Raw genomic sequence first — 13,260 nt, 5'->3', positions numbered from 1 at the left:
TCCGGCATTCGCCCCCGAAAACAGCACATGGCCAGAATTCGAGGACAAAAGGGCTTCTAGCCCTGCGAAAGTTCGCAGAGTCATGGGTTTACTCCTGGGGCGTGGGGTTCGGAGGCGGTTTAGATCGCGTCGGTATCGGTTTCGCCGGTACGGATACGAATCGCCTGTTCCAGGTTGACGACGAAGATCTTGCCGTCACCGATCTTGCCGGTGTTGGCGGCCTTGGTGATGGCCTCGATCACGCGGTCCAGCTGGTCGTCAGCGATGGCCACGTCGATCTTCACCTTGGGCAGGAAGTCGACCACGTACTCGGCACCGCGATACAGCTCGGTATGGCCTTTCTGGCGGCCGAAGCCCTTGACCTCGGTGACGGTAATGCCCTGCACGCCGATCTCCGACAGCGACTCGCGCACGTCGTCCAGCTTGAACGGCTTGATGATGGCAGTGACTAGCTTCATGAAACTCTCTCCCGTGTAAGGTGGACTTGCCCCAGGAATTACGAACCCGGCTCAAGTCTAAGCGCAGTGTCTGGCTTTTGTAATGCACCGACCGTTCCAGCCTGGCCTGGCCGATACCCACCAACCGCTCCCGACGAAGCACTCCCCGCCTCGTCTGCCACACCGGTACTGCATCGGTGCATGCGTCGCTGGGGTCTAAGCAGAAAGCTTGCCAGCTCCCATAAAAGCGCTTTCTTTCAGGCTCTTACCAGCACCAGGCTGCCTCACTCGAGGCACGAGGTGGAATCCATCGCACAATATTGGTGCAGCAGCACGGCGCAACATGCTCAAAAATCGTGCAGCCAATGCCCGAACGCCCCGCCTGCAGTGGCGTGCTACACTGCCGACCATCTGTTTACGGAACCTCATCATGCTGCCGCCCAAAGCCCTGCTCGACGCCCTCAGTAGCCACGCCTCGCGCCTGTTCAGCGGCGACAGCCCGTTGCCGCGTGCGGAACTGGAAGCCCAGTTCAAAGCCCTGCTGCAAAGCGGCTTCAGCAAACTCGATCTGGTCAGCCGGGAAGAGTTCGACAGTCAGATGGTGGTACTGGCCCGCACCCGCGCCCGCCTCGAAGCGCTGGAAGCCAAGGTCGCCGAACTGGAAGCCAAGCTCACTGCCGCAGACTAAGGTTATGTTGTAGGAGCGGCTTCAGCCGCGAACAGGCTTCGCGGCTGAAGCCGCTCCTACAGCAGGCCGTTGAAAAACGTAGGCGAGGCCGGCAAGACAATACCGATGGCGGCCCCGCAAAAACGGCCGAAAAAGCGCAGTTTACGTGCTGTAAATGAGCATTTTGAGGCCGTTTTTAACGCAGTATTGCCAACGCAGGTAGTTTTTCAACAGCCTGATAGGCACTGCACCCCACCTGATCAAGGAGCGATCATGTCCCTGGCCATCGTCCACAGCCGCGCCCAGGTCGGCGTCGAAGCACCGGCCGTCACCGTCGAGGCGCATCTGGCCAACGGCCTGCCCTCACTGACGCTGGTGGGCCTGCCGGAGACCGCGGTCAAGGAGAGCAAGGATCGCGTGCGCAGCGCCATTCTCAATGCCGCCTTCGAGTTCCCCAGCAAGCGCATCACCCTGAACCTGGCGCCCGCCGATCTGCCGAAGGACGGCGGCCGCTTCGATCTTGCCATCGCCCTGGGCATTCTCGCCGCCAGCGGTCAGATTCCGGTCCAGTCGCTCGATGAATACGAATGCCTCGGCGAGCTGGCGCTGTCCGGCGCGGTACGCCCGGTACAGGGCGTATTGCCGGCGGCATTGGCAGCGCGCGAAGCCGGACGCACCCTGTTGGTGCCACAGGCCAACGCCGAGGAAGCCAGCCTCGCGTCCGGACTGAAGGTCATCGCCGTCGAGCATCTGCTGCAGATCGCCGCGCACCTCAACGGCAGCGCTGCGCTCGAGCCATACCAGGCCCAGGGGCTGCTGCGCCAGAGTCTGCCGTATCCGGACCTGGCCGAAGTGCAGGGCCAGCTGGCCGCCAAGCGCGCCCTGCTGGTCGCCGCCGCTGGCGCGCACAACCTGCTGCTCAGCGGCCCGCCCGGCACCGGCAAGACCCTGCTGGCCAGCCGCCTGCCCGGTCTGTTGCCGCCACTGGACGAGAGCGAGGCGCTGCAGGTCGCCGCGATCCATTCGGTGGCCAGCCATACGCCGCTGCAGCACTGGCCGCAGCGCCCCTTCCGCACGCCGCACCATAGCGCTTCCGGGCCGGCCCTGGTCGGCGGCGGCAGTCGCCCGCAGCCTGGGGAAATCACCCTGGCGCATCAGGGCGTGCTGTTTCTGGACGAGCTGCCGGAGTTCGACAGAAAGGTGCTGGAGGTGCTGCGCGAACCCTTGGAGAGCGGGCATATCGTCATTGCCCGCGCGCGCGACAAGGTGCGCTTTCCCGCGCGCTTCCAGCTGGTGGCGGCGATGAACCCCTGCCCCTGCGGCTACCTGGGCGATGCGAGCAACCGCTGCCGCTGCACCCCGGAGCAGATCCAGCGCTACCGCGCCAAGCTGTCCGGACCATTGCTCGACCGCATCGATCTGCACCTGACCGTGGCGCGCGAAAGCACGGCACTGGAGATGCCGGCGCAGGATGGCGAAAGCACCGCGGAGGCGGCGGCCAAGGTGGCACGGGCGCGCGAGTTGCAGCTGCAGCGCCAGGGCGTGGCCAATGCCTTTCTCGACCTGCCGGGACTGCGCCGGCACTGCGCCCTGAACGAGACGGATCGGCACTGGCTGGAAAATGCCTGCGAACGCCTCGGCCTGTCGCTGCGCGCTGCGCACCGGGTGCTCAAGGTGGCGCGCACCCTGGCCGATCTGGCCGAGCAACGACAGATCAGCCGAGAACATCTGGCCGAGGCGCTGCAATACAGACCGGGGATGGGTTGAGCGCTTGCCGGTGCGCACGGCGCACCCTACGGGATGGATCGCGCTCGAACCCGTAGGGTGTCGCGGGGCCGCCTAGGCCGTGCGCACCAGGGAACCAGACCGCAGCTTTACAGCCGCTCCACTTCCGGCAAGCGCATCGCCGCCACCTCTGCCAGCAGGTAGTCGCGCAGCCTTTGCAGGCGCGCCTGGGCGCGGTGCGCTCTCGGCCATACCAGATAGTAGCTGGCCCCGCTGAACACCGCGGTCGGCCAGGGCAGACCGAGCCGGCCGGCATTGACGTCCTCGGCCACCATCAGCAGGTCACCGATGGACACTCCATAGCCGCGCGCCGCGGCGACTATGCCCAGTTCGAGCATGTCGAACAGCTGGCCGGTCTTCAGCGGTACCTGCTCGTTCAGCCCGGTGACCTGTAGCCAGCGCCGCCAGTCGCGGCGATCCGGCGTCGGGTGCAACTGCTCGGCGGCCTGCAGACGCGCCAGCGACCAGGCACCAGCTTCGGCATCGGCCGCCGCGCATACCGGGATCAGCCATTCCTCGAACAGCAGCACGCTTTCCCACTCGTCCGGGAACTGGCCGTCGGACAGCAGCACGGCGCAGTCGAAGGGCTCGTGGCGAAAGTCCACCTTGTCGACATCCATCCAGGCGCTGGTCAGTTGCACCTCGCTGTCGGGATTGGCCAGGCGAAAGTGCGACAGGCGCGCCAGCAGCCAGCGCATGGTCAGGGTCGAGGGCGCCTTCAGACGCAGTACCTGATCGTCGGCACGCAGGGCGGCGCTGGCCCGCTCCAGCGCATCGAAGCCATCGCTCAGCCCCGGCAGCAGCGCGCGCCCCGGATCGGTCAGTTGCAGGCTGCGGCCATGCCGCTCGAACAGGCGGCAGGCGAAGTAGTCCTCCAGCGTGCGGATATGCCGACTCACCGCACTCTGGGTGATCGCCAGCTCCTCGGCGGCACGGGTGAAGGAGGCATGGCGGGCGGCAGCCTCGAAGGCGCGCAGCGCGTAGAGCGGCGGCAGACGACGGGTCACCGGCTGATACCATGAGTTTTAGTCATGCCTCGCATGGCTTTTTTCCTTTTGTGGCTCTCCGACCAAAACCACAGAATAGCTGTCATCACGCATTCTCCGACAGTCCGGGGATGCCTATCCTGCCGAAGTTTTACTCATCATGAAGAATGCCCTTGGCCACGAGCTCGGTGCGCTGCTGCGCCTGGCCGGCCCGCTGATCTCTGCCCAGTTGGCCCACGCGCTGATGATCTTCACCGACACGCTGATGATGGCCATGCTCGGTCCCAAGCAGTTGGCCGGCGGTGCGCTGGGCGCGACCTGCTACTTCATCTTCTCGATCTTCTGCACCGGGGTGATCGCTGCCGTGGGCAGCCTGGTCGCCATCCGCCATGGCGCCGGCGACCCGCAAGGCGTCACCCGCCTGCTGCAGAACGGTCTGTGGCTGGCGCTGCTGCTGGGCATGGTCAGCGCGCTGTGCCTCAACGGCCTCGGTCCGCTGCTGCCGCACCTGGGCCAGGCGCCCGATGCCGCGGGCCTGGCCATGGAGTTCCTGCGCCCGCTATCGCTGGCTCTGCCCGGCTACCTGTGCTTCATGGCCTTGCGCGGCTTCACCAGTGCCATTGGCCATCCCGGCCCGGTCATGGCCATCAGCATCGCCGGCACCGCGGCCAACTTCGTCATCAACTATGCGCTGATCAAGGGCTGGTTCGGCCTGCCCAGCCTGGGTCTGGGCGGCATCGGCATGACCACCGCGCTGGTCAGCAGCGGCATGGCCCTGGCCCTGGCGCTGTATATCCTGCTTGCGCCGCACTATCGCCTGTACGGCTTGCGCAGCGGCCTGGGTCGCCCACAGCGCGCGCAGATGCGCGACCTGCTGCGCCTGGGCCTGCCCATCGGCGGCACCTACGCCGCCGAGCAGGGGCTGTTCACCTTCGCCACCCTGTGCATGGGCGCCCTGGGCAGCGTGCAGCTGGCGGCGCACCAGATCGCCATGCAGACGGTGGCACTGGCCTTCATCGTGCCGCAGGGGCTGTCCTACGCGGTAACCTTCCGCGTCGGCCTGCACTACGGCGCCGAGCGACTGCACCTGTCGCGCCTGGCCGGGCATCTGGGCATGAGCCTGGGCGCAGCGCTGATGCTGTTGTTCGCCCTGCTGTTCTGGCTGCTGCCGGAAGCGATCATCGGCCTGTTCCTCGACCGCCACGATCCGGCCTTCGCCGATATCGTCACCCTGGCGGTGAGCCTGCTGGCGATCGCCGCCTGGTTCGAGCTGTTCGACGGTCTGCAGAGCATCGCCATGGGCGCGATTCGCGGGCTCAACGACGGCCGCACGACACTGGTGATCGGCCTGACCGGCTACTGGTGCGTGGGCGCGCCGCTGGCCTGGCTGCTGGCCTTTGCCCTAGGCTGGGGCGCACAGGGGGTCTGGTGGGGGCTGGCGGCAGGTCTTGCAGTGACGGCCACCGGCCTGGTGCTGGGCTTTCAATGGAAGACCGCGCGCCTGCAGCGGCCGAAAGCTGTCGAGGGCGAGGTCTGCCTGTCGTAGCCCGGGTGCAATCCGGGGGCGTGTGCATTCCCCGGATTGCATCCGGGCTACGGGTTACGATCCGCCGAGCAGCGGCTGGCGCATGCCGAACACCAGAAAGCGCGCCAGCTCGGCCAGCGGCACGGCCTTGCTGATCAGGTAGCCCTGAACCTGGTCGCAACCGAACTGGCGCAGCATGTCCAATTGCTCGATGTTTTCCACCCCTTCGGCCACCACCTCCAGATTGAGGTTGTGCGCCAGGTTGATCATCGCCCGCACCAGCTGGCGGTTCTCGGCGCGCTCACCCATGCCGCCGACGAAACTGCGGTCGATCTTCAGCAGGGTGATCGGCAGGTTGTTGAGGTGGACGAAGGAGGAGAAACCGGTGCCGAAATCATCCAGCGAGAAACGCACGCCAAGCCGCCCCAGTTCCAGCATGGTCTGCTGTACCTGATCGCTGCGGCGCATCACCGCGGTTTCGGTCAGCTCGAACTCCAGCCACTGCGCATCGACCCCACGTTCTTCGATCAGGCGGCCGAGCGTGGGCAGCAACTGGCTATCCTGGAACTGGCGGAACGACAGGTTGATGGCCATGTGCAGGGCCGGCAGGCCACGCCCGCGCAGCCACTGCATGTCGCGCAGGGCGCGAGAAATGACCCAGTAGCCGAGCGGCACGATCAGCCCGGTTTCCTCGGCCAGCGGCACGAATTCGTTGGGCGAGAGCAGCCCGCGCTCGCTGTGCTGCCAGCGCACCAGCGCCTCCAGGCCGACGATGCGCCCACTCTTCAGGCACAGCCGCGGCTGGTAGTGCAGCTCCAGCTCGTCACGACGCAGGGCGCGACGCAGCTCGCTCTCCAGATCGGCCTGGCTGCGTGCGCTGCGGTTGAGGCGTTCGTCATAGACATGGAACACGCAGCCCTGCTGGCTCTTGGCCTGCTGCATGGCGATATGCGCGTGCCACAGCAAGGGGTCGGCACCTTCCCCGGCACGGGCATGGGCCAGCCCCAGGCTGCAACCGATCAGCAGGCTCTCGCCGTCGACCCAGTAGGGCTCGCCCAGCACTTCGGTAACGCGCTCGGCCAGGCGCTCGACGCGCTGCGGGTCGCGGCGTGCATCGAGCAGCAGGGCGAACTCGTCGCTGCCCAGGCGCGCCAGCTGATCGCAGGGTTGCAGCACGCTCTTCAGCCGCCCCACCACCTGCAGGATCAGGCGATCACCGGCCTGATAGCCGAGGGCATCGTTGGCGTGGCGGAAGTTGTCCAGGTCGAGATGGCCCAGCACCAGGCCACGACCGCCACACTCGGCCAGGCGCGCGGCAAGCAGCGTCTGGAAACCCTGGCGGTTGGCGATACCGGTCAAAGGATCCTGCTCGGCCAGGCGTTGCAGGGTGTGCCTGAGACTGCCCTGCTCGCGCGCGTAGCGCAGGCAGCGGCGCAACACGTCGAGGCTGAGGCTGCTACGCACCAGCCAGTCGCTGACGCCGCTCGGCTCCTCGGCGGGCTCCTCTTCGAGCAGCAGCACCATCGGCAGCGGGCATTCGCCGGCCTCGGGCATGCGCTCCGGCGTGGCCAGCAGCAGGCCGCTGGCATGATCATCGAAGAGGTTGCTGGCCGCTTCCCAGGACGGTGCGGTGATCAACGGAGAGTAGCTGCCAAGGGCGCCCAGGTGCTCGCGCAACAATTCGGCCCAGGCAGGCGAATCCGCCAGCAGAACCAGGCGCATGGGTTCGACGAGCGTGGACAAGCGACCTCCCCCAATGATCGAGAATGATGGCGAATCGTGTCGCCTGAACGCGTCTTAACCGACGTCTAATCAATCACATCCGGGTGAAAGTGAACGCACATCCTGAGGTATAGCCAAAAAACCGGCAAGTAGCACCAGAGTACTGCATCCACTCGGATAACCCAGCGCGCCACGATTCAATTCCGTGCGCCAGGCCACAGTTCCGGACGGTCGCAGCACAACCCGCCAGGCCTGTTAAAATGCGCGGCCCTTTTCCTGTGATCGATCCCATGTCCCGACTGAACCCCCGGCAACAAGAGGCCGTGAACTACGTCGGCGGCCCACTCCTGGTGCTCGCCGGTGCCGGTTCCGGCAAGACCAGCGTGATCACGCGCAAGATCGCCCATCTGGTGCAGAACTGCGGCATCCGCGCCCAGCACATCGTCGCCATGACCTTCACCAACAAGGCCGCGCGCGAGATGAAGGAGCGTGTCGGCACCCTGCTCAAGGGCAGCGAGGCGCGCGGCCTGACCGTGTCCACCTTCCACAACCTGGGCATGAACATCATCCGCAAGGAATACGCGCGCCTGGGCTACAAGCCCGGTTTCTCGATCTTCGACGATGGCGACATCAAGGCGCTGCTCACCGACATCATGCAGAAGGAATATTCCGGCGACGACGGTGCCGACGAGGTCAAGAACTACATCGACAGCTGGAAGAACGACCTGATCCTGCCCGACGAGGCACTGGCGAACGCGCGCAATCCGAAGGAGCAGACCGCCGCCATCGTCTACCTGCACTACCAGCGCACGCTCAAGGCGTACAACGCGGTGGACTTCAACGACCTGATCCTGCTGCCGGTCAAGCTCTTCCAGGAGCACGCCGACATCCTCGAGAAGTGGCAGAACCGCATCCGCTACCTGCTGGTGGACGAATACCAGGACACCAACGCCAGCCAGTACCTGCTGGTCAAGCTGCTGGTGGGCATGCGCAACCAGTTCACCGTGGTCGGCGACGACGACCAGTCGATCTACGCCTGGCGCGGCGCACGCCCGGAAAACCTGATGCTGCTCAAAGAGGATTACCCCTCGCTGAAGGTGGTGATGCTGGAGCAGAACTACCGCTCCACCAGCCGCATCCTCAAATGCGCCAACGTACTGATCGCCAACAACCCGCACGTGTTCGAGAAGCAGCTGTGGTCGGAGATGGGCCATGGCGACGAGATCCGCGTGATCCGCACCCGCAACGAAGACGCCGAGTGCGAGCGGGTGGCGCTGGAAATCCTCACCGAGCACCTGCGCACCCAGCGCCCCTACAGCGACTTCGCCATCCTCTACCGCGGCAACTACCAGGCCAAGCTGATGGAGCTGAAGCTGCAGCACCACCAGATTCCCTATCGCCTCTCCGGCGGCACCAGCTTCTTCGCCCGCCAGGAGGTGAAGGACCTGATGAGCTACTTCCGCCTGCTGGTCAACCCGGACGACGACAACGCCTTCCTGCGCGTGATCAACGTGCCGCGCCGCGAGATCGGCTCGACCACCCTAGAAAAGCTCGGCAACTACGCCAGCGAGCGCAAGATCAGCATGTACGCGGCGGCCGGCGAGATGGGCCTCGGCGAACACCTCGACGCCCGTTTCACCGAGCGCCTGCAGCGCTTCACCCGCTGGATGGACCGCGTGCGCCAGGAGTGCGCGCAGAACGACCCGATCGCCGCCATCCGCAGCATGGTCATGGACATCGACTACGAGAACTGGCTGCGCCAGAACGCCTCCAGCGACAAGGTGGCCGACGCGCGCATGGGCAACGTCTGGTTCCTCGTCGACGCGCTGAAGAACACCCTGGAGCGCGACGAAGACGGCGACATGACCATCGAGGACGCCATCGGCAAACTGGTGCTGCGCGACATGCTCGAGCGCCAGCAGGAGGAGGAAGAAGGCGCCGAGGGCGTGCAGATGATGACCATGCACGCCTCCAAGGGCCTGGAGTTTCCCTCGGTGTACATCATCGGCTTCGAGGAGGAGATCCTCCCGCACCGTTCCAGCATCGAGGCCGATACCATCGAGGAGGAGCGGCGCCTGGCCTATGTCGGCATCACCCGCGCCAAGCGCAACCTGGCGCTGACCTATGCCGCCAAGCGCAAGCAGTACGGCGAGGTGATCGACTGCTCGCCGAGCCGCTTCCTTGATGAGCTGCCGCAGGAAGATCTGGTCTGGGAAGGCCTGGAAGAGGCCCCCGTGGAGGTCAAGACTGCGCGCGGCAACGACGCCCTGGCCAACATGCGCGCCATGCTCAAGCGCTGAGGTCATGGCTGACTGGTGTATGGTCGGTTATTCGGTGGGCTGAAGCCCACCCTACAGACTGTAGGGTCGGGGTGGTTGGTGGGCTAAAGCCCACCCTACGCCTGAGCGGAGTAGCGGGGTAGGGTGGGCTTCAGCCCACCACGTCGATGCCACTGGCACCCTCGTCATATTTGCCAGTCAGAAAGAAGACATCGCTCAGAAACAGGGGCTGAAACCATGCGCACATTCACGCTCGACCTCGACGCCCTGATTCAGTTGATCAACGGCCGCGACCAGCAGGAGCACTGGCTGGATCTGGAAAGCGGCAGTGTCCTGAGCCTGTCGCCAGAGGATCACTACAGCGAACAGCGCCAGCAGATCGAACTCGATCCGCACCGTTACAGCCAGGTGCCCCAGCTCGACATGGCGCAGCGCCTCGCCATGCGCGAGGCCTTCCTGTTCACCCTCGACGATCTGCACGCCCACCCGCTGCTCAGCGCCGCGCTGACCAGCCGCAAACCGCTGCGCGCCTTCGATTACGAGATCGAAGCCTTTGCGCCGATTCGCCAGCAGTGGCAGGCCTACGAGCTCAAGCAACTGCGCGAGTACGCCCTCAACTGGCTCTACGAACTGGGCATCGAGCCTGCGCCGGACAAGCTGCCGCTGGATACCCGCGGCATCCCCAGGGACATTCTCAGACGGCTGACCAAGAGCGCCTGAGCGTGCGATGCCAAGGTCCTGACCATGCCCCGGATTGCATCCGGGCTACCCCTGGCGGGCGCCAGTATCCTGCCTGAGCGGTCAACCGTCTGCGACTGTCGGGCAGGCGTCGGTTTCACTACACAATGCAGGTGGTTTTGAGCGAAAATCCGCCGCTTTCAGCTGGCCGGGGAAGCGCCATGGAATCCTTGAAACAGAAGATACTCAGCGACGGCATTGTCCTTTCCGATCAGGTGCTGAAGGTCGACGCCTTCCTCAACCACCAGATCGATCCGGCGCTGATGCAGCAGATCGGTCACGAATTCGCCCAGCGCTTCGCCGGCCAGGGCATCACCAAGATCGTCACCATCGAGGCCTCCGGCATCGCCCCGGCGGTGATGGCGGGCCTGGAACTGGGCATTCCGGTGATCTTCGCGCGCAAGTTCCAGTCGCTGACGCTCAAGGACGACCTGCTGATTTCCAAGGTGTTCTCCTTCACCAAGCAGACCGAAAGCACTATCGCCATTTCCGCCCGTCATCTGACTGCTGCCGACAAGGTACTGGTGATCGACGACTTCCTCGCCAACGGCCACGCCGCCAAGGCGTTGATCGACCTGATCCAGCAGGCCGGCGCCCAGGTGGCCGGCATCGGCATCGTCATCGAGAAATCCTTCCAGGAAGGCCGCAACCTGCTGCAAAGCGAAGGCTATCGCGTCGAATCGCTGGCCCGTGTCGCGGCCCTGGAAAACGGTCAGGTGCGCTTCCTCGACTAAGGTCCGCTGGTTGCCTGCAGGCCCGCCAGCAGCAAACGCTGGTAGAGGGCCTCGCGCACGCCGCTCGGCGCTTCCAGGCTCATGCGCCGCAGGTGCTCGGAATAGGCGCCCGGCTCCGGCGCATCGAGCGTAGCCTTGCCCAGCTCCAGCACCTCGCTCAGGCGCAACTTGCTCTTGAGCCAGCCCAGCGCTCTCGCCAGGTCCTGCTCCACCGCGCTGAAATCGCTGCCCAGCGGGTATTCGGCAAACAGTCCGGCGTGCTGCTCACGTATCAGGTGCAGACGTTCGGGCAGGTTGTTGGCGAAGCGCTGATCGAGGCGAAAATCCGCCGGCAGCTTGCCCGCCTGCTGCGCCTGCTCGATCAGCCCGTTCTGAAAGCGCGAGTCGCTGATGTTGAGCAGCGCCTCGATCACCTGAGCATCGGTCTTGCCGCGCAGATCGGCGATGCCGTACTCGGTCACCACGATATCGCGCAGATGGCGAGGAATGGTGGCGTGGCCATATTCCCAGACGATGTTGGAGCTGACCTCGCCGCCCGACTCGCGCCAGCTGCGCAGCAGCAGGATCGAACGCGCACCCTCCAGCGCATGGGCCTGGGCGACGAAGTTGTACTGGCCACCCACGCCGCTGAGCACCCGACCGTTTTCCAGCTGGTCGGCGACGCCTGCACCGAGCAGGGTCATGGTGAAGACCGTATTGATGAAGCGCGCGTCGCGGCGCTGCAGACGCTTGAGTTCTTCCTGGCCGTACAGCTCGTTGATGTAGCGGATGCCGGTCATGGCGAAGCGCTGTCGCTCGGCTTCATCCAGTTCGCGCAGGCGCCGATAGAACGCCTCCGGCCCGAGGAAGAAACCGCCATGCAGCACCACGCCGCCCTGCGCGCGGCCGAGCCAGGGCTGCAGGCGTGCCTGGGTGTCCGGATCACGCAGATCGGCCGGCGCCCGGTTGCCATCGGGCAGATACAGCCAGCCCTCCTCCAGCTGTAAGTCGCCATGCAGCAGGCCGCTGTCGCGCAGCCAGCGCAGATCGTCCGGCTGCAGCGTTGCCGACAACCCGGCGTCGAGCAGCGCCTGCACGCTGCGCGGGCGCCCGTGATCATCCAGCGCACCGCCGAGCGCAAGGCGCTGCAGACGCAGCTCCGGGTAGACCGCACGGCGCAGCAGGCCGGCCTCGGCCAGCGCCAGCAAACCGCTGACGAACATCTCGCTACAGCCATACAGGCCCTGCTCGAGCGCGGCCAGACCGCCATTGGCGGCGATTTCCGCGGCCCAGCCGTCGCCATCGCGCAGCGCCTGCAACACGGCACGATAACGGTCGTTGTCCTGCTGCCTGGCGATCAGGGCCGCGGCCAGGGCATCGCCCATCGCGCCAATGCCGATCTGCAGGGTGCCGCCATCGCGCACCAGGGCGCTGGCCAGCAGGCCGATGCAGTGGTCCTGCAGCGTTACCGGCATGTTCGGCGTGGAGAACAGCGTGGTCCGCTCATCCTCGACGATGTGGATATCGAAGGTGTCGCGCGGCACCTGGGCGTCACCGACCATATAGGGCAGGTCGTGGTGAACCTGGGCGACGCTGAGCACGGTTTCGCCCGCCGCGCGGCGCCGCTGCAGCAAGGGCAGCAGGTCGAGGGTCACATCCGGGTTGCAGCTCAGGCTGAAGTACTCGGGCTGCGCGGGGTCGGCGGCGACCAGCTGGGCGACCAGATTCAGGCCCTTGGCATTGAGGTCGCGGGCGACATGGCTGTAGTTGCTGCTGATGTAGTCCTGTTGCGCCGGTTCGCATGCGAGCAGGCTGCCCGGCTGGAAGAAGAACTGCTCGACGCGCACGTTGGCCGGCAGGTTGCCGGCGTGCAGATCGGCAAGAAACTGCAACTCGGGATAATCGCCGTAGACCCGGTCGACGAACGGCTCGAGAAAACGTCGCTGCAGATCCTGGTCGGCACGTGGACGCGCCAGGCACAGCGCGGTGTAGATGGTCAGCTGCCGCTCGGGCAGATCCCGCACGCGCTCATACAGCGCATTGACCCAGCGATTGGGTTTGCCCAGGCCGAGCGGCAGGCCCAGATGGATCGGCCCGTCGATCTCGCTCAGCACATGGTCGACGGCTTGCTCGAGGGTACAGCGGTGCGGCATCTGACGCTCCTCGCGACATCCATGACGAATGCAGCTTGGACTGTCTGGATACCGGCATGGTTGCATGCCACCGCCCTAATAACCTGCTTACGATCTGCTGCGCGTCGGCCCTACCGCGTCAAAAACAGGCTCGGACTGCTCATTTACAGCTCGTAAACTCCGCGTCCTCGCCTGTTTTTTCCTTGTATGGCTCTAGCTCGCGAGATCGTAAACAGGCTCTAAACGAAAAAACCGCCCGGAGGGCGGTTTTTTCAG

10 protein-coding genes are annotated in these 13,260 nt (G+C 65.3%); 6 read left to right on the top strand and 4 right to left on the bottom strand.

The window, feature by feature from the left end; genetic code table 11:
* Positions 1-119: 119 nt before the first annotated feature.
* On the bottom strand, positions 120-458 hold the full coding sequence (gene glnK / locus BLS61_RS21555) for a P-II family nitrogen regulator (RefSeq protein WP_003096476.1): 339 nt from the start codon (positions 456-458) through the stop codon (positions 120-122).
* Between the two features lie 409 nt (positions 459-867).
* Between glnK and BLS61_RS21550 the strand changes: the two genes are divergently transcribed.
* Entirely contained in the window at positions 868-1,125 is a 258-nt protein-coding gene (locus BLS61_RS21550; RefSeq protein WP_090434508.1) for an accessory factor UbiK family protein, read from the top strand.
* A gap of 252 nt (positions 1,126-1,377) precedes the next feature.
* On the top strand, positions 1,378-2,871 hold the full coding sequence (locus BLS61_RS21545) for a YifB family Mg chelatase-like AAA ATPase (RefSeq protein ID WP_090434504.1): 1,494 nt from the start codon (positions 1,378-1,380) through the stop codon (positions 2,869-2,871).
* Between the two features lie 107 nt (positions 2,872-2,978).
* Here BLS61_RS21545 and BLS61_RS21540 read toward each other — a convergent pair whose 3' ends face one another.
* Complete coding sequence (locus BLS61_RS21540; protein WP_090434501.1) at positions 2,979-3,896, bottom strand: LysR substrate-binding domain-containing protein; 918 nt, start codon at positions 3,894-3,896, stop codon at positions 2,979-2,981.
* A gap of 139 nt (positions 3,897-4,035) precedes the next feature.
* Here BLS61_RS21540 and BLS61_RS21535 point away from each other — a divergent pair, with 139 nt between their 5' ends.
* A complete protein-coding gene (locus tag BLS61_RS21535) occupies positions 4,036-5,421 on the top strand; it encodes a NorM family multidrug efflux MATE transporter (RefSeq protein ID WP_090434498.1) in 1,386 nt (461 codons plus the stop codon).
* 54 nt (positions 5,422-5,475) lie between these two features.
* Here the strand turns inward: BLS61_RS21535 and BLS61_RS21530 are convergent, their stop codons facing one another.
* Complete coding sequence (locus BLS61_RS21530) at positions 5,476-7,122, bottom strand: putative bifunctional diguanylate cyclase/phosphodiesterase (RefSeq protein WP_090434495.1); 1,647 nt, start codon at positions 7,120-7,122, stop codon at positions 5,476-5,478.
* 290 nt (positions 7,123-7,412) lie between these two features.
* Here BLS61_RS21530 and rep point away from each other — a divergent pair, with 290 nt between their 5' ends.
* The 3 genes from rep (at position 7,413) to BLS61_RS21515 (ending at position 10,873) form a co-directional block, all read left to right on the top strand.
* Positions 7,413-9,422 (top strand): DNA helicase Rep, encoded by a 2,010-nt coding sequence (gene rep / locus BLS61_RS21525; RefSeq protein ID WP_090434492.1) that lies wholly within the window; start codon positions 7,413-7,415, stop codon positions 9,420-9,422.
* A gap of 216 nt (positions 9,423-9,638) precedes the next feature.
* Positions 9,639-10,121 carry a UPF0158 family protein gene (locus BLS61_RS21520; RefSeq protein ID WP_090434488.1) on the top strand — a complete coding sequence of 161 codons (483 nt, stop codon included), beginning with the start codon at positions 9,639-9,641 and terminating at the stop codon, positions 10,119-10,121.
* A 179-nt stretch (positions 10,122-10,300) separates the two neighbouring features.
* Positions 10,301-10,873, top strand: a complete 573-nt coding sequence (locus BLS61_RS21515) for a xanthine phosphoribosyltransferase (RefSeq protein WP_090434485.1) — start codon at positions 10,301-10,303, stop codon at positions 10,871-10,873.
* Here the strand turns inward: BLS61_RS21515 and BLS61_RS21510 are convergent.
* Positions 10,870-13,005, bottom strand: a complete 2,136-nt coding sequence (locus BLS61_RS21510) for an acetyl-CoA hydrolase/transferase C-terminal domain-containing protein (RefSeq protein WP_090434482.1) — start codon at positions 13,003-13,005, stop codon at positions 10,870-10,872. The genes BLS61_RS21515 and BLS61_RS21510 overlap by 4 nt on opposite strands.
* Between the last annotated feature and the right edge of the window lie 255 nt (positions 13,006-13,260).

Origin of the sequence: Ectopseudomonas guguanensis (genome assembly GCF_900104265.1) — a bacterium.
In the GTDB taxonomy this organism is placed as follows: Bacteria; Pseudomonadota; Gammaproteobacteria; order Pseudomonadales; family Pseudomonadaceae; genus Aquipseudomonas; species Aquipseudomonas guguanensis.
Note: the sequence above shows the minus strand (reverse complement) of the source record. Positions and strands in the feature narration are given on the sequence as shown.

Bases quoted from the DNA above. Each gene is read 5' to 3' on its own strand.
- glnK (WP_003096476.1), bottom strand. From the start codon at position 458: ATGAAGCTAGTCACTGCCATCATCAAGCCGTTCAAGCTGGACGACGTG.
- BLS61_RS21550 (WP_090434508.1), top strand. From the start codon at position 868: ATGCTGCCGCCCAAAGCCCTGCTCGACGCCCTCAGTAGCCACGCCTCG.
- BLS61_RS21545 (WP_090434504.1), top strand. From the start codon at position 1,378: ATGTCCCTGGCCATCGTCCACAGCCGCGCCCAGGTCGGCGTCGAAGCA.
- BLS61_RS21535 (WP_090434498.1), top strand. From the start codon at position 4,036: ATGAAGAATGCCCTTGGCCACGAGCTCGGTGCGCTGCTGCGCCTGGCC.
- BLS61_RS21530 (WP_090434495.1), bottom strand. From the start codon at position 7,122: ATGCGCCTGGTTCTGCTGGCGGATTCGCCTGCCTGGGCCGAATTGTTG.
- rep (WP_090434492.1), top strand. From the start codon at position 7,413: ATGTCCCGACTGAACCCCCGGCAACAAGAGGCCGTGAACTACGTCGGC.
- BLS61_RS21520 (WP_090434488.1), top strand. From the start codon at position 9,639: ATGCGCACATTCACGCTCGACCTCGACGCCCTGATTCAGTTGATCAAC.
- BLS61_RS21515 (WP_090434485.1), top strand. From the start codon at position 10,301: ATGGAATCCTTGAAACAGAAGATACTCAGCGACGGCATTGTCCTTTCC.
- BLS61_RS21510 (WP_090434482.1), bottom strand. From the start codon at position 13,005: ATGCCGCACCGCTGTACCCTCGAGCAAGCCGTCGACCATGTGCTGAGC.